Genomic DNA, 17,504 nt, shown 5'->3' on the forward strand with positions numbered 1-17,504 from the left:
CTTAAAAGTTTCTTGCGAAACTTTGTAAGCGTTGAAAGACATCGTAAATTACGGAATAATGAGCACCAAGGTGCTCATCTTAAAAGTTTCTTGCGAAACTTTATAAGTGTTGAAAAGTATCGTGAATTACGGAATAATGAGCACTACAGTGCTCATCTTAAAAGTTTCTGACGAAACTTTATAAACGTTGTAAAGTATCGTGAATTATGAAATAATGAGCACCATAGTGCTCATCTTAATATATAGTAAGGAGATTGCAATGATAATTAACAGAAATTCAGAATTGGAAAAGAATATGTATGCAAAGTTATCACAGGTTGATGAATTAATCAGCAGTAACGATGTGTACGCTCTTGGATTAAGACTTAACGCACTTTCTTCATTATGTAAGGCATTAAGAGAAGATAGTGCAGTTAAAGCATTAACAGAAGCACTTGATAAGGTTATAGAGAGTGGTATTATAGACAGCATCGATAAGAATAGCCTTAAGCATTTTATGATTGGTAATGCGTTCTATACAGCATCAGATTTTACAGGTGATGATAAATATAAGAATGAAGCTGTAAAGCTTGCGGCTGGTTTTAAGAATTTTGCAAGAAATGAAGCAGGTTATTTTAAAGATGCAGATGATAAGAAATGCTTATGTAAGGCATATTCATATGAACCATTTTATATGGCATATGAAACAAAGGACGGCGGAAAAGAGCAGTATAATGATGTTATTGGACAGTATAACGCTATGAATGATGAGCTTTTTGCAGACACTAAGTATTCATCAGATACAACAGCCAAGGTTAAGGTATTATCTGTATATGCAGCTTCACTTATTGATACAATGGAAGTTATGGACCAGATGATATATGAAATCTACAGAAAGATGCAGGACTATTTCAAGGCATCAGTTAAGGCTGTTCTTGAAACAGGGAGAGATTATGATGACTTTGATGATTTTGATGAAGAGTCAGAGCTTATGTTTGCCTATGCTGTATTAAAGGGATGTAGAATGAAGGCACTTCACACAGAGAAATACGAAGGCATTGTGTTAGGCGTGTGCGATAAGGTAATGGCAGGTGAGATATTCACTGATGATGATACCGATAAGAATGTAGTAAGCAAGGCGGCATTAGTATACAGCGAGACAGTACGCAACAGAGAATATCAGGATTATGGCCGTGGCAAGGGAGGAGCATTATGGAGTTAGTATTAGTAACTAATACAAGCAGAAATGCAGTTGTAGAATTAACAGAAGCAGGAAAGTATTATTCCAAGAAAGAATATGACATATATGTTAATGGAGAATTGTTCACACATACAGACAAGCAGGTTACATCTTTATATGGCTTCAAGCCAGATACAGATTATGAGATAACAGCGGTATATGACGGTAAAGAATATGGTCCTGTCGAGCTTCATACAGATTATGAATTTGTAACACTTAATGTAAGGGATTTCGGTGCATATGGTGATGGTGTGCACGATGATACCAATGCAATCCAGTGTGCAATTATGGCTTCTAAGAAGAATTGCAGAGTATATGTTCCAGAAGGAACTTACAGAATATCAAGCATTTTCTTAAAAGATGACCTTACACTTGAGCTTGCCAAGGGTGCTACATTACTTGCATTCACAGACAGAGATAAGTTCCCTATATTACCAGGTCTTATTGAGTCATATGATGAGAAGTCAGAATACAATCTGGCTTCATGGGAAGGTAATCCGGTAGACTCTTTCTCGGCAATAATATGTGGTCTTAATGTTAAAAATATTGTTATAACAGGTGAGGGTACTATTGATGGTGGTACAACACACGATAACTGGTGGAAGAACTGCAAAGTGCGTAATATAGCGTGGAGACCTAACCTTTTCTTTATAAATCATTGTGAAAATGTTACTATGCAGGGCATAACAGTACAGAATTCACCTTGCTGGACTATTCACCCATATTTTAGTAACCACCTTAAATTTATAGATGTAAAGATTAAAGCACCAGCAGACTCACACAACACAGATGGTCTTGATCCAGAAAGCTGTGAGGACGTACTCGTACTTGGTACATATATTTCAGTTGGAGATGATTGTATTGCTATTAAATCAGGCAAAATCTATATGGCACAGAAATACAATGTTCCAACAACCAATATGATAGTAAGACAGTGCTGTATGAGAGATGGACACGGAGCTGTAACAGTAGGAAGCGAGATTGCCGCAGGTGTTATGGACGTGCATATCAAAGACTGCCTGTTTATGAACACAGACAGAGGCTTAAGAGTTAAGACAAGACGAGGAAGAGGAAAACTTTCAGTTCTTGATGACATTTCTTTCGAGAATATAGATATGGATAATGTTATGACACCATTTGTAGTCAACAGCTTCTATTTCTGTGACCCAGATGGTAAGACAGAGTATGTTGGTTCTAAGAAGCCGCTTCCTGTAGATGATAGAACACCTTCAATTAAGAAGTTCACATTTAAGAATATCAATGCTAAGAACTGCCACGTTGCAGGTACTTATATATGCGGACTTCCAGAAAGCAAGATAGAAGAACTTACATTTGAGAATATTAATATTACATACGCAGATAATGCCAAGTCAGGTGTTGCAGCTATGATGTTAGGCTGTGATGAAGCAAGCAGACAAGGTATGATTGTAAGTAATATCAACACACTTATTCTTGATAATGTTAAGGTTACAGGCTGTGACGGTGAAGAAATTGTCGCAGAAAATGTAGATAATATAATTAAGAAATAATAAGATGTCAGAGTCAAAAGTTCAGAAAGTCGTTAATACCTGCGTAATAGGATTTGGAACTTATGACTTTATCATCATATGATTACAACTATAAATAGGGGAATGTGCCGCGGCACATTCCTTTTTATAACGATGAAAGCGGGGTGAGTATATTGAATTTAAGAGCACCAAAGGGAATAGATGTCGAGAGCTGGTTTATAGAATGTTATAAAAAGCATAAAGGTCACCCTATGCAGATATTGTTAGGTCTTTATAAAGGCAACTATCATAAGTTCTTTCTTGCTGTTATATTCTTCTTTATAAAGCATGCACCTGTATGGGTACTGCCTATTGTCACAGCGAATATTATTAATGATATAACGAGTGGTTCGCCAGAAACTTATCAGAACATAATTATACAGGCGATGATTATGATTGTTCTTGTAGCACTTAATATTCCTATGAATTATATGTATACAAGATACAAATCATTAGCAACAAGATATGCAGAGACAGGCTTAAGAAGGGCACTTGTAAGAAAGCTGCAGCAGTTATCTATATCTTATCATAAGGAAACGCAGTCAGGACGTCTGCAATCCAAGATTATGCGAGATGTCGAAGCGGTGGAAACACTGTCAACACAGATGTTTCTTAGCATACTTAATATAGCACTTAATATAGCTATAGCACTTATAGTAACCATTAATAAGAGCCTTGTAGTATTCATATTCTTTCTGCTCACAACACCAATTGCCGCTGCGACAATGGTATTTTTCAGGAATGTAATGAAGAAGCGTAATAATGAATTCAGAAAAGAGATGGAAGAAACTTCTGCAAGGGTAATGGAGATGGTTGAGCTTATTCCTGTCACAAGGGCACATGCACTTGAGGAGGAAGAAGTTCAGAAAATGAGTGGACAATTATTTGCTGTTGCAGAAAAAGGCTACAGACTTGATGTAATACAATCATTATTTGGTTCAGTAGGCTGGGCGATATTCCAGATATTTCAGGTAGTATGTCTTGGATTCACAGGCTTTCTTGCAATTAAAGGAACTGTAATGCCGGGAGATATAACACTTTACCAGAGCTATTTTGCTACAATCGTAAGTCAGGTATCATCACTTATGTCTCTTATTCCTACAATAGCCAAAGGTATTGAATCGGTTAATTCAATAGGTGAAGTATTATTAGAAGATGACATAGAACAGAATGAAGGTAAGGAAATAATTAAGGACATATATGGTGAGTTCGATTTTAAAGATGTAACATTCAGATATAATAATATCGACAGGCCAGTTCTGCATAACCTTAATCTTCATGTGGATAAAGGCGAAACAATTGCACTGGTTGGTGAATCCGGAGCTGGTAAATCGACAATTCTTAACCTAGTAATAGGTTTTAATCAGGTTAACAGCGGAGAAGTGCTTATAGACGGACACAATATGAAGGATATTGACCTTCGCTCATATAGAAAGCATCTTGCGGTTGTTCCACAGACATCAATATTATTTTCAGGGACAATAAGGGATAATATTACATATGGTGTTGATAACGTTGATGAGGCAACACTTGATGAAATAGTTAAAGCCGCCAATCTTACAGATTTAATCAATTCACTTCCAGACGGACTTGATACGATGGTAGGAGAGCACGGTGGAAAGCTTTCAGGCGGTCAGCGGCAGCGTATATCAATAGCAAGAGCACTTATACGAAATCCTAAGGTTATAGTGTTAGATGAGGCCACATCAGCCTTAGACAGTATATCAGAAAAACTTATACAGGAGGCTCTCAATAACCTTACCAAAGATAGAACAACCTTTATAGTAGCCCATCGTCTTTCAACAATAAAAGACGCTGACAAAATAGCCGTAATAGCTGATGGCCACTGTGTAGAATACGGAACATATGATGAATTAATGAACCTCAAGGGTGAGTTCTATCAGATGAAGAAGATACAGTCATAATGTCTGTCTAACCCGAAAGCACAGAGGGGGTCTGCCTGCATTTTTAACGAAGTCACAGCATAAATTATCAGCCAATATGTAAAAAGAAACCTGATGCCATTTATTAGCACCAGGTTTCTTTTATATGTGATATTCAAAGTCCTTAACTTGACGAAGAACATATATTATATCAACTTATCTTATTAGTTATTAATCCAGATTCTTAATGTTGAGATTAACTTTTCCTTAGTCTCAGAATCTAATTTAGATACTAACTGCATAATTTCATTATCAAGAGCTGTGCTCTGGTAGTTCTTATCAACACTTCCTGCAAGGTAGTCAAGAGAAACGCCTGTAAGCTCTGCATAGTATGAAAGCATTCTTAATGTCATAAGATTACGTCCATTTTCTACATTACTGATATAACCTGGAGTTACATCAAGTGCCTTAGCAACGTCTTCCTGTGTTAAACCCTGTGAAATTCTTAATTTTTTAACTTTTGCTCCTAAATCGCTATCCATAGTAGACCTCCATTGATAATTATAAATTGTTAATTGGTTGTTATATATTAATAAGAAGAATTATGATTAAATGTAATTACTTCTTATTAGCTCTGTATCTTGCTGTAGAATCAAGAATCTTTTTACGGATTCTAAGATGAGTTGGTGTTACTTCAAGAAGCTCATCTGTGTCAATATAATCAAGAGCCTGTTCAAGACTTAATATCTTAGGCGGTACAAGTCTTAAAGCTTCATCAGCACTTGAAGAACGAGTATTAGTAAGGTGCTTTGTCTTGCAGACATTAACTTCAATATCCTCAGTTCTTGGGTTCTCACCGATAATCATACCAGCATATACCTTTTCGCCAGGTCCGATGAAAAGAGTACCTCTGTCCTGTGCATTGAAAAGACCATAAGTAACAGCTTCACCATCTTCGTAAGCTATAAGTGAGCCAGTCTTTCTGTAAGATATATCACCCTTGTATTCTTCATAACCTTCAAATGAAGTGTTAATAATACCATTACCCTTAGTGTCAGTAAGGAATTCACCTCTGTAGCCGATAAGACCACGGGATGGAATAGAGAACTGTAATCTTGTGTAACCACCATTAATAGGTGTCATTCCAAGGAGTTCTCCCTTTCTCTGGCTGAGCTTCTGGATTACAGAACCAGAGAATTCTTCTGGAACATCAATATATGCAAGCTCCATAGGTTCAAGCTTCTTGCCACGTTCATCAGTGTGGTAGAGAACTTCAGCCTTACTTACAGCAAATTCATAGCCTTCACGTCTCATATTCTCAATAAGAACAGATAAATGAAGTTCACCACGTCCTGATACCTTAAATGAGTTCTCAGAACCAGGATTTTCTTCTACTCTTAAACTTACATCAGTATTAAGTTCCTTGAAAAGTCTGTCGCGGATATGTCTTGAAGTTACGAACTTACCCTCTTTACCAGCGAGTGGGCTGTCATTAACCATAAAGTCCATAGAAAGAGTAGGCTCTGAAATCTTCTGGAATGGGATAGCAACAGGGTTCTCTACAGAACAGAGTGTATCACCAATCTTAAGGTCGGCAATACCAGATACGGCAACGATATCACCGAAGCCTGCCTCATTAACTTCTACCTTATTAAGTCCGTTGAATGTGTAAAGCTTAGTTACACGTACTCTCTTTCTTAAAGATGGGTCGTGGTGGTTAACAATAGCTACTTCCTGATTAACCTTAATCTTACCATTCTCGATCTTACCTACACCGATACGTCCAACGAATTCATTATAATCAATAGTAGATATAAGCATCTGTGTATCAGCATCAGGATCACCCTCTGGTGCTGGTATATTATTAACTATGCAGTCAAATAAAGGCTGCATATCCTTTCTTTCGTCATCAAGGTCAGCCATAGCATAACCAGACTTAGCTGATGCGAATATGAATGGACAATCAAGCTGTTCATCGCTTGCATCAAGGTCGATGAATAATTCAAGAATTTCATCGATAACTTCATTAGGTCTGGCTTCTGGACGATCAATCTTATTAATACATACGATAACTGCAAGATTAAGATCAAGTGCCTTCTGAAGAACGAACTTAGTCTGAGGCATAACGCCTTCAAAAGCATCAACGACAAGAACAACACCATTAACCATCTTTAAAACTCGCTCAACTTCTCCACCGAAATCAGCATGTCCTGGAGTATCAATAATATTAATCTTAGTATCTTTATAGTGAATGGCAGTATTCTTTGAAAGTATAGTAATACCTCTTTCACGTTCTATATCGTTAGAATCCATTACACGTTCAGCAACTTCCTGATTAGCACGGAAAGTACCACTCTGTTTCAAAAGTTCATCTACAAGAGTTGTCTTACCATGGTCAACGTGGGCGATAATAGCGATATTACGAATATCTTCGCGTTTAGTTTTCATTATGTTTTCCTTTCATATATAAGTCAAAATGTTCAATCACTGTTACATATTTACCAGCAATATATATTATACATTGAATGGTTATGGTTAGCAACTTTTATATTCTATCACAAAGCTATCAAAATACAATAGTATATATGGTAAAAATATTAAAAAATATCAAATATATTTTATAGCAGATTGCACATATATATACATATTAATATTTAATAATTGCGATTATGCTAGTAAGACTATAACATATATTTTAATAGAAGTATACCGGTATACCACTATGTTCGTAAAAAAATACAATTTGTGTAAATACAGTAAAACACAGTATTTTTATAATGTTTTCAAAAATATTATAATTTGTACACAACTTTTTCAAAATATTTTTGTAATATTACAGCAAGTTAGAACATATACATATTGAGAACAATAAATAAAGCACAGGACCGAGGCATAATAATATCGGTCAAAGAAGGGAGAAATACTTATGCTTGATAAGGTAATTGAAAACAACAGGGTGTGTATCATCGGAGAAGTGGTATCAGAATTTACATTTAGCCACGAGGTATTTGGAGAGGGCTTTTATATTGCAAATGTATCTGTCAACCGTCTCAGTGATATGGTGGATATAATTCCACTTATGATAAGTGAAAGACTTATTGATGTAACTAAAGACTACAGGGGAATGAAGATAGAGGTATCTGGACAGTTCCGTTCTTATAACAGACACGAAGGTGTTAAGAATAAGCTCGTTCTTTCAATATTTGTAAGAGAATTACGCTTTATAGAAGATGAAGATATTCCAGAGGAGCAGTCAAAGTCTAATCAGATATTCCTTGATGGCTATGTATGTAAGCCACCTATATATAGAAAGACTCCATTAGGAAGAGAGATAGCTGATATTCTTGTAGCTGTCAACAGACCATATGGCAAGTCTGATTACATACCATGTATTGCGTGGGGAAGAAATGCAAGATTTGCAGGCGGACTTGAAGTAGGAAGCCACCTTCAGATATGTGGAAGAGTACAGTCAAGAGAATACACCAAAAAGGTTGATGAGGAGTCAGTTGAGAAGAGAGTAGCCTATGAGGTTTCTGTCAGCAAGATTGATTTAGTTGAAGAAGAATAAAATATTGCGTAGTCACGAATAGTTTATGGCTATTTACACCTGACATCATATAAATAAGAATGTGTTGATATTGACAATGAACTACGCAAGTGATATAGTCAAATTAACTTTTAATTCTACAAAGTAGAGGTCGCACGATTCAAGAGTAACTGTACGGATGTCCCCAAGCATATGATGTGCAGCGAAAGGGGAAAGTGCCGAAGCATATAATTCAGGGAAGTTATATGCTGGGCATAAGGTTAATAATCTTATGACTGTCATTATGGGCATTGATGCCTTATGATGGAGGGCTACGCGAAGATTTATATAATGATATTTGTATAATGAATTCTTACTTAGGCCGGTCTGTCATTAGATCGGTCTGTTTTATTGTAAAAGGGTTATTTAAACGTTGTACTCTATTAGACAATACAGGAATAGAATTGAAATAATTAATATTAATACAACGGATAAGCGTTGGAATGGAGGAGTTATGTCAATATTTACAGGTGCAGGTGTCGCTATTGTCACACCAATGAAAGCCAATGGAGAAATCAACTATGATAAGCTTGCAGAGCTTCTTGATTATCAGATTAATAATTCAACAGATGCGATTGTTATCTGTGGAACAACTGGTGAGTCTGCAACTATGACAGAAAAAGAGCATATCGAAGCTATAAGATTTACTGCTGATTATGTTAAAAAGAGAGTTCCTGTTGTTGCAGGAACAGGTTCTAACTGTACTAAGACAGCTGTTGAACTTTCAAAGGAAGCACAGGCGGCAGGCGTTGACGGATGTCTTGTTGTAACACCTTACTATAATAAGGCTACACAGAAGGGACTTATAGAGCATTACACAGCAGTTGCCAGATCAATTGACCTTCCAATTATTATGTATAATGTACCAAGCAGAACAGGCTGCAACATTCAGCCAGAGACAGCAGTAAAGCTTGCCAGGGAAGTAGATAATATCGTAGCCATTAAGGCTGCAACAGGCAATCTTTCACAGGAATCTAAGACAATGATGTTAGCAGAAGGCTGTCTTGATATGTATTCAGGTGAAGACGGACTTATCGTACCGCTTATGTCTATTGGTGCTAAGGGTGTTATATCTGTATTATCAAATGTTGCACCAAAGCAGACACACGACATATGTGCTGAGTTCTTTGCCGGTAATATTGAAAAGAGCCGTCAGTTACAGTTTGAGGCACTTGAGCTTGTAGATGCTTTATTCAGTGAGGTTAATCCTATTCCAGTTAAGACAGCTCTTAATCTTATGGGTATGGAAGTAGGACCACTCAGAATGCCTCTTTGCGAAATGGAAGAAGCTAACCTTAATAAGTTAAAGACAGCACTTAAGAATTACGGACTTATAAAGTAGTGTAAGAATCTATAATTTGGCAGATAAAAGAAGTGTGCGAACATAAATATTGAAATAATAAAGAAAATAATGTATGGAGGCTATGATAATGACAAGAATTATTATGCATGGCTGTAATGGACATATGGGAAGAGTTATTACAGACCTTGTAAGCAAAGATGATGAATGTAAGATAGTAGCAGGAATTGATCCATTTGACGATGGACATAATGATTATCCTGTATTTGCATCAGTTAATGACTGTGATGTAGAAGCAGATGTCATAATTGACTTTGCAGCAGCAAAGGCAGAGGATGCACTTCTTGATTATTGTGAAAAGAAGCAGATTCCGGTTGTAGTATGTACAACAGGACTTACAGATGAGCAGATTGAACACGTAAGAAAGACAGCCTGCAAAGTTGCAGTGCTTAAGTCTGCTAATATGTCACTTGGCATTAATATGCTTATGAAGCTTTTACAGGATGCAACTAAGATTCTTGCACCAGCAGGCTTCGATGTTGAGATAGTAGAAAGACATCATAACAAGAAGGTAGATGCTCCAAGTGGAACAGCACTTGCATTAGCAGATTCAATCAAGGAAGTTCTTGGTGATGATTATTACTATAAATATGACAGAAGTCAGGAAAGAGTAAAGAGAGATCCTAAAGAAATCGGTATCAGCGCAGTGCGTGGTGGAACAATAGTAGGAGTACATGATGTAATATTCGCTGGTGAAGATGAAGTTATTGAATTCACACACACAGCATATTCTAAGTCAGTATTTGCAAAGGGTGCTATAGAAGCAGCTAAGTTCCTTGCAGGTAAGAGTGCAGGAATGTATGATATGTCAGATGTTATAGCGGCAAGATAATAAATGGGATAGCACGAAGAGAACAGATTAAATTATTAAAGGTGTGGATAATGTAACAACCGCAGTATTCAGGGCTAAAGCCTGAATTGTTAGTTACATTATCCACACCTTTTGCTTGTAGGACTTATTTTACGTTATAATACTTTAGTTCTTCCCTTACAACAAATCCGCTTGACTTATAAAGCCTGACAGCGGGCATATTACTGCCTGAAACGTGAAGTATAAGAGGAATTATAGTATTATCGTGGCTGTTGTTTAAGCTGTCATTTTTCCAATCCTGAATAAGCTCTGTTAATAATAATCTGGCATAGCCACATCTGCGCATATCAGGGTCAGTCCATACATCGTGTATACATATATGTGTGTTAAAATGTTCAAATGATATTGATGATATAAGCTCATCAGAGGCACTTGATAAAAGCTGATATTCATCATCATATTTTAATAACTCAATAGTGTCCGGAAGGACAGTGGAAAAGTTATTAGTTATATGTTTAATTGAAAGTTCCATAAGATATTCGCTGCAGGCATATGCTATATTGATATTGCCGGAAATATTACAAGCAGGATTATGCTTGTGGCTGATAATGCTGTTCGCGGTTTTATCGTCAATGGCGGTGATGTATTTTATGTTTCTGTCTGATATTAAAGCATTAACGGTGCACATAAGTGCATAAAACATTGCTGTGAAAATGTGCTGCTGCCTGTAGTCAGGGGCAGTCATAGCGGTAAATTCAATTACCATATCATCATATATACTCGGTTTAATAGTATCTGAATTATTGTGAGTGTCTATGTCATCGGAGTCATCAGTGTTGCAGTTAATAATAGGGTTTAAACACGAAATAAACCCGACAAGGCAGTGGGTATCCTTTGTAAAAGCCGCAAGTTGTATTAAGTCTTCAGCCTCAGGTTCATCACAGAATGGTTCATAATTGCATAATTCGGAAAGCTTTAAAACATCATCATAAGAGAAGACATTTTCTATAATAATATCTGTATTGGCGAATGAAGTAGTATTGGCGAATGAAGTAGTATTGGCGTGTGCGTTCATATATTAAATCCCCCTGATTTAAGTAAAATTGGTAATCTGTTGCAAATTTTATGTAAAAATCATTGTAGCAAACTAAAAGATAATGTACAATAAGAGTTGATAATCATTTTTATACTACGGGTAGATAGAGAGTAATTGCTATATATATTAGTGATGATTGGTAGCAATTACAGTAAATAATAGGAAGGTCATATTATGAGTAAAGTAGCAATATTAACAGACAGCAATAGCGGTATTACACAGGCACAGTCTAAGGATATGGGTGTTACAGTTATACCTATGCCTTTTTTTATTGATGGAGTGGAATACCTTGAAGATATTAATCTTACACAGGAAGAATTCTATGAAAAGCTTAAAAATGATGCAGATATATCTACATCACAGCCATCAATAGGAACATTACAGGACTATTTTGATGAATTGTTAAAGGACAATGATGAGGTTGTATTTATACCTATGTCAAGCGGTCTTAGTGGTACCTGCCAGACAGCAACTATGGTTGCAGGTGATTATGATGGAAAGGTGCAGGTTGTTAATAACCAGCGTATATCAGTTACTATGCGCCAGTCAGTTATGGATGCAAAGGCTCTGGCAGATAAGGGTAAGAATGCCGAGGAGATTAAGGATATACTTGAAGCTCACAAAATGGACTCAAGCATATATATAACTCTTGAAACACTTAAGTATCTTAAGAAGGGTGGAAGAATAACACCTGCGGCGGCAGCTATTGGAACTATGTTAAAGCTCAATCCTGTATTACAGATACAGGGTGAGAAGCTTGATGCATTTGCCAAGGCAAGAGGAAAGTCATCAGCCAAGAAGATTATGCTTAAGGCTATGAAGGATGACTGTGATAACAGATTTAAAGATTATGCACAACAAGGAAAGCTTCATATGGAAGTTGCATATACTGGTAATGAAGAAGAAGCCAGGGAATGGGCTGAGGCTGTAAAAGAAGCATTTCCTCAGTATGATTTCCATATGGATCCATTGTCACTCAGTGTTGCGTGCCATATAGGATATGGTTCATTGGCAATAGCAGTGTCAGCTTATGTACCGGAGGCAGAATAATGGCAGCACCTTTAAGAAGTGAGATTGATAATGAGTTCAAATGGGCAGTTAATGACATCTACTCATCAGATAATGCGTGGGAAGAAGATTACCAGAAGCTTATTAAACAGGCAGGCGAGCCTTGTGAATATCAGTTTGTTTTAACTGAGTCGGCTGATAATCTTTATAATGTATTAAAGGAATTGAATGATACTGATTATCTTGTTGAGAGATTATATGTATACGCATATATGAGATATTATGAGGATACAGCTAATTCGGTGTATCAGGATATGTCAGGCAGGGCACAGACGGCAGCAGCTAAATGTGCTGAGAAGTACGCATTTGTTGAGCCTGCAATATTAAGTATGGATGAAAATGTTCTCTATGAATATTTAAAAGATGACAGGCTTAAGTTGTATAAGCATATGATTGACGATATGTTAAGCCAGAAAGAACATTCGCTGTCTGAGAAGGAAGAAGTTCTTCTTGCAAAAGCATCGCAGGTAATGTCTGTTCCTAATGAGATATTTTCTAAGTTTAACAATGCAGATGTCCATTTTGGCAGTATAATTGATGAATCTGGGAATAAGGTTGAGCTGACTAATGGAACATATGTAAAATATATGCAGAGCCAGCAAAGAAGTGTAAGAAAAGAAGCCTTTGAGTGTCTTTATAAGGAATATAAGCAGTACATCAATACGCTTGCAGCCTGCTTTTATGGCAACGTAAAACAGGCAGTATTTAAGGCTGAAGCAAGAAAATATGAATCAACATTACATATGTATCTGTCTGATTCATTTATTCCTGTAGATGTATACAAGAATCTCATTAATACTGTAGATGACAATCTTAATTTTATGCACAGGTATGTTGATATAAGAAAGAAAGCTTTAGGGGTTGATGAGCTTCATTTTTATGATATATATGCTCCGATGGTAGCGGACTATGAGTGGAAGGTTACCTATGATGAAGCCAGACAGATGGTTCTTGAAGCTTTAGCACCTATGGGCGAAGAGTATGTTGCTAAGGTTAAAGAAGGCTTTGAAACAGGCTGGGTTGATGTATATGAGAATAAAGGAAAGAGAACGGGAGCATTCTCATGGGGAGCATATGGAACTCACCCTTATGTATTCCTTAATTTCTCAGGAACATTAGATGATGTGTTTACAATTATTCACGAGATGGGTCACGCAATGCACACATATTATTCTAATTCCAACCAGCCATATATATATGCCGGTTACAAGATATTCGTTGCAGAAGTTGCCTCAACCTGTAACGAAGCACTTCTTATGAATTATCTGTTGGAAAGCTGTAAGAATGATAAAGATAATAAGAGAAGAAAGTATCTTCTTAACCATTATTTTGAGCAGTTTAAGGGTACATTGTTCAGACAGACGATGTTTGCTGAATTCGAGATGACAGCCCATAAAATGGTCGAAGAAGGCAATGTCCTTACTGCTGATAACCTGTGTGATGTATACAGAAAGCTTAATGAAAAGTATTTTGGAAGTGAGTGTGTTATTGATGATGAGATAGCATACGAGTGGGCGAGAATACCACATTTTTATACTCCATTTTATGTATACCAGTATGCAACAGGATATTCTGCTGCTATTGCGATAGCGGCTGGAATATTAAAGGGAGATAAAGCTGTTAAAGAGGGCTATAAAAAGTTCCTTTCAGGCGGCAGCAGTCTTCACCCTATTGACCTGCTTAAGCTATGCCGAATAGATATGGAAAAACGTGAAGTTGTACAGTCTGCATTAAATGTATTTAATGGACTGCTTGATGAGTGGGATTAAGCTGTTAATGCGTTTTGTCATATAACCTATGTTTTGTTATATAACACTAAAATAGTAAATAGTAAAAGAACCCTGCCGGTATAGCGGGGTTCTTTTTTAGAGGTGTAAAATATGATAAACAATAATTTAAGTAGTTGTCTGTTAAATAAGGCTCTTGTAAAGCTCTGTTATCTCTTCAACACTTGTTTCTCTTGGATTACCAGGTCTGCATGCATCATCATAAGCTGACTGTGCAAGGAATGGAATATCTTCTTCCTTGACAATATCCTTTAAGTTAGCTGGGATACCTACGTCCTGTGATAACTTTCTTACAGCATCTACAGCAGCTTTTCTGTATTCTTCCTGTGTCATATCATCTGTGCCTTTGACACCCATAGCTTTGGCAATGTCACGATATTTCTCACCGGTTGCTGGAGCATTGTATTCCATAACTGTTGGAAGGATAATAGCGTTAGCAACACCGTGTGGTGTATCATAGAGGGCACCAAGTGGGTGAGCCATGGAATGGACAATACCAAGACCTACATTAGAGAAGCCCATACCTGCTATATACTGTCCAAGTGCCATACCTTCACGTCCCTCAGGTGTGTTCTCAACAGCACCTCTAAGGCTCTTAGAAATGATTTCAATAGCTTTAAGATGGAACATATCAGATAATTCCCAGGCACCAGCAGTTATGTAACCTTCAATAGCGTGTGTTAAAGCATCCATACCAGTTGCGGCTGTAAGCCCCTTAGGCATACTAGACATCATATCAGGGTCAACAACAGCTACGACAGGGATATCGTGTGGGTCAACGCATACCATTTTACGGTTCTTGCTTGTATCTGTGATAACGTAGTTGATAGTAACTTCTGCGGCTGTACCAGCAGTAGTTGGAACTGCAATAATAGGAACGGCAGGTTTCTTAGTAGGAGCAACACCTTCAAGGCTTATAACATCACTGAATTCAGGGTTGTTAATAATAATACCAATAGCCTTGGCTGTATCCATTGAAGAACCACCGCCGATTGCGATAAGATAATCTGTACCAGCATCTTTAAATGCCTGTACACCTGTCTTAACATTCTCTACTGTTGGATTAGGCTTGATGTCTGAATAAACCTCATAAGCCAGTCCGTTCTCGTCTAATACATCAAGAACTTTCTTAGTTACACCAAATTTGATAAGGTCAGGGTCAGAGCATACAAATGCTTTCTTAAATCCCCTTGAAATAGCCTCTGTAGCTATCTCCTTGATAGCTCCCTTTCCGTGGTAAGATGTACCGTTAAGAATAAATCTCTGTGCCATAATAATATTTACCTCCATTCACGTTGAATTTATGTTTATATTTTAACACTTTGTGAATAATATACAAGTAAAAAACTAAAAAATATTAAAATTAATGCAAAATGACGCAACAAATGTGTGAATGTGTACACAAATGAGGGCACATAAACAGGGGATATATTAATAATATGTGTGTGAAAAGATATGTAAAATGGTATATTTTATTATTGAAATTATATTATTGAAAATACATTATCAGAACACTATAAAATATAGAAATGAAATTTGAAACAAAATTGAAAAGTAAATTTAAAAATAAAATTGAGGTATAGATATTATTAAATGAAAGGTATATCATATACACATTAAATACATAGGAATGGAGTAAAATGAGAAACAATAATTTAAAGAATATAATAAAAGTGATAAATACAGCGTTGTTAGTAAGTACATTGACATTGAGCCTGACAGCGTGCGGAAGGACAGATGGTAAGTCTGATAATTCTAATAATGAAGCAGATACGGCAGTTGTTGCGGTAAATAATAGTGATACAGATAGTATGCAGAATGTAAATGCAGATGATCTGTCTGTTAATTCAGATGAGAACCAGAACACCAGCGAAGCCGATAACACATCTGCTGTAACGGATAACGAAAATAATGCAGATATTGAATATGAAAATAACAGCGGTGATGAAAGTATAAGCAATGATAATTCGGATTATGATACGGATAATTATACAGAAAATGGTAACAATGTAGATGATAACAGCCAGCAGCCTGTATATAATGACACATTTTCTTATGTATCAGGTGGAGCAGAAGATGATGATACACAGGAAAATATTCAGGAAGCGCAGCACAAGACAACTATATGTATAGATGCAGGACACGGTGGAAGTAATGAGGGAACGAAAGAAACATATGATGGTGTACTCATTAAAGAGAAAGATATTAATCTTGTAATAGCAAAAAAGCTTCAGTGGTATCTTGAACAGAATGATAATCTTAATGTCATTATGACACGTACTTCTGATACAGATGTGAGCATAGGGGGGAAGAATAGACTATGCTAAAGGCAATAACGCCGATTATGTTATATCGGTTCATATTAACAGCAAAAGCCAGGATAATACTAATCCAAGAGGCTGTATGGTATTAATGAGCTGTAGCCGATATCAGCCATCTGATTCAAGATTTGCAAGCATATATGATAAAGAAAATATGCTTGCAAATGCAATTATCTGCAATCTTAACAATATAGGAATTCCAATAGCAGATGACTGGAACACAGAATACACTAATGGCATATTACAGCGTACCAACACAGTAAATGAACTCTACCCAGACGGTTCACAAGCAGATTATTATGGACTTATATACAACGGCACATATGCCGGAATACCAACAATTATAATAGAACACTCATTCCTAAGCAACGAGAACGACTACAGAACTCATTTCAGCACCGACTCCCAGCTAGATGTCCTGGCCCGTGCCGATGCACAAGGAATATTAGAGGTAGTGAACTAACTTTTGTTTTAGGACTTATTGATAATCCCTCCCGTACGTCACGCGAGACGGGTGTTAAGAGGTCCGGTGGACCTCTGCTCTGACACAACCGAAGAGTGCTTTAGCACTCTGAGAAATCGAACCCAAACTTCGAAGCAGTTGGGTTTCGAGAAGTGCCTCGCACTTCTCGGATAACAAAAAGGGGCTGTCGCTTTAACGATTGAAAATCGTTAAAGTACCAGCCTCTTTTTCCTATAAAAATACGATTTTTAAGTTACTATTTATTAAAATGAATGGGATGTGCCCCAAATTGGCGTACTTTAATAAACCTATACAGGTTTTAAAAATTTTTATTTTGATATTTCTAAATTCAGGCACTTTTTA

Annotated in this window: 14 protein-coding genes and 1 riboswitch; of the genes, 10 read left to right on the top strand and 4 right to left on the bottom strand. The window is 36.7% G+C overall.

Going from position 1 to position 17,504, the window contains the following annotated elements; genetic code table 11:
* Positions 1 to 259 precede the first annotated feature (259 nt).
* The 3 genes from WMO42_RS06025 to WMO42_RS06035 all read left to right on the top strand — a co-directional run bounded on the left by WMO42_RS06025 (position 260) and on the right by WMO42_RS06035 (position 4,691).
* Entirely contained in the window at positions 260 to 1,201 is a 942-nt protein-coding gene (locus WMO42_RS06025) for a hypothetical protein (RefSeq protein WP_022501890.1), read from the top strand.
* The gene (locus tag WMO42_RS06030) at positions 1,192 to 2,748 is read left to right on the top strand and encodes a glycoside hydrolase family 28 protein (protein ID WP_022501889.1); all 1,557 of its coding nucleotides are present in this window, start codon (positions 1,192 to 1,194) and stop codon (positions 2,746 to 2,748) included. The genes WMO42_RS06025 and WMO42_RS06030 overlap by 10 nt, the downstream gene beginning before the upstream one ends.
* Before the next feature lie 143 nt (positions 2,749 to 2,891).
* Positions 2,892 to 4,691, top strand: a complete 1,800-nt coding sequence (locus WMO42_RS06035) for an ABC transporter ATP-binding protein (protein WP_349172542.1) — start codon at positions 2,892 to 2,894, stop codon at positions 4,689 to 4,691.
* Positions 4,692 to 4,873: 182 nt separating this feature from the next.
* On the opposite strand, the gene WMO42_RS06040 is transcribed toward WMO42_RS06035, so the two are convergent.
* Together WMO42_RS06040 and typA are read right to left on the bottom strand one after the other, a co-directional pair.
* Positions 4,874 to 5,191, bottom strand: a complete 318-nt coding sequence (locus WMO42_RS06040) for a helix-turn-helix transcriptional regulator (RefSeq protein ID WP_022501887.1) — start codon at positions 5,189 to 5,191, stop codon at positions 4,874 to 4,876.
* A gap of 76 nt (positions 5,192 to 5,267) precedes the next feature.
* Entirely contained in the window at positions 5,268 to 7,097 is a 1,830-nt protein-coding gene (typA, locus tag WMO42_RS06045; protein WP_022501886.1) for a translational GTPase TypA, read from the bottom strand.
* Positions 7,098 to 7,575: 478 nt separating this feature from the next.
* Between typA and WMO42_RS06050 the strand changes: the two genes are divergently transcribed.
* From WMO42_RS06050 to dapB, 3 genes are all read left to right on the top strand, one after another.
* Entirely contained in the window at positions 7,576 to 8,217 is a 642-nt protein-coding gene (locus WMO42_RS06050; RefSeq protein WP_022501885.1) for a single-stranded DNA-binding protein, read from the top strand.
* A 116-nt stretch (positions 8,218 to 8,333) separates the two neighbouring features.
* A riboswitch (Lysine riboswitch) is annotated at positions 8,334 to 8,518 on the top strand.
* Between the two features lie 171 nt (positions 8,519 to 8,689).
* Positions 8,690 to 9,577: a 4-hydroxy-tetrahydrodipicolinate synthase gene (dapA, locus tag WMO42_RS06055; protein ID WP_022501884.1), complete on the top strand. Its 888-nt coding sequence runs from the start codon at positions 8,690 to 8,692 to the stop codon at positions 9,575 to 9,577.
* Between the two features lie 88 nt (positions 9,578 to 9,665).
* Positions 9,666 to 10,427, top strand: coding sequence for a 4-hydroxy-tetrahydrodipicolinate reductase (dapB, locus tag WMO42_RS06060; RefSeq protein ID WP_022501883.1), 762 nt, complete (start codon positions 9,666 to 9,668; stop codon positions 10,425 to 10,427).
* A 124-nt stretch (positions 10,428 to 10,551) separates the two neighbouring features.
* Here dapB and WMO42_RS06065 read toward each other — a convergent pair whose 3' ends face one another.
* Positions 10,552 to 11,481 (bottom strand): GNAT family N-acetyltransferase, encoded by a 930-nt coding sequence (locus WMO42_RS06065; protein ID WP_349153454.1) that lies wholly within the window; start codon positions 11,479 to 11,481, stop codon positions 10,552 to 10,554.
* Positions 11,482 to 11,676: 195 nt separating this feature from the next.
* On the opposite strand from WMO42_RS06065, the gene WMO42_RS06070 reads away from it, so the two are divergent.
* Together WMO42_RS06070 and pepF are read left to right on the top strand one after the other, a co-directional pair.
* Positions 11,677 to 12,552 carry a DegV family protein gene (locus WMO42_RS06070; protein ID WP_022501881.1) on the top strand — a complete coding sequence of 292 codons (876 nt, stop codon included), beginning with the start codon at positions 11,677 to 11,679 and terminating at the stop codon, positions 12,550 to 12,552.
* A complete protein-coding gene (gene pepF / locus WMO42_RS06075) occupies positions 12,552 to 14,339 on the top strand; it encodes an oligoendopeptidase F (RefSeq protein ID WP_349191785.1) in 1,788 nt (595 codons plus the stop codon). Before WMO42_RS06070 ends, pepF begins: the two co-directional genes overlap by 1 nt.
* Positions 14,340 to 14,480: 141 nt before the next feature.
* Here the strand turns inward: pepF and fucO are convergent, their stop codons facing one another.
* On the bottom strand, positions 14,481 to 15,629 hold the full coding sequence (gene fucO / locus WMO42_RS06080; RefSeq protein ID WP_022501879.1) for a lactaldehyde reductase: 1,149 nt from the start codon (positions 15,627 to 15,629) through the stop codon (positions 14,481 to 14,483).
* Between the two features lie 368 nt (positions 15,630 to 15,997).
* Between fucO and WMO42_RS06085 the strand changes: the two genes are divergently transcribed.
* On the top strand, positions 15,998 to 16,684 hold the full coding sequence (locus WMO42_RS06085) for an N-acetylmuramoyl-L-alanine amidase (RefSeq protein ID WP_349191786.1): 687 nt from the start codon (positions 15,998 to 16,000) through the stop codon (positions 16,682 to 16,684).
* Between the two features lie 34 nt (positions 16,685 to 16,718).
* The gene (locus WMO42_RS06090; RefSeq protein ID WP_349191793.1) at positions 16,719 to 17,141 is read left to right on the top strand and encodes a hypothetical protein; all 423 of its coding nucleotides are present in this window, start codon (positions 16,719 to 16,721) and stop codon (positions 17,139 to 17,141) included.
* Positions 17,142 to 17,504 lie beyond the last annotated feature (363 nt).

It is taken from the genome of Lachnospira sp. CLA-JM-H23, assembly GCF_040096425.1.
GTDB lineage: Bacteria > Bacillota > Clostridia > Lachnospirales > Lachnospiraceae > Lachnospira > Lachnospira rogosae.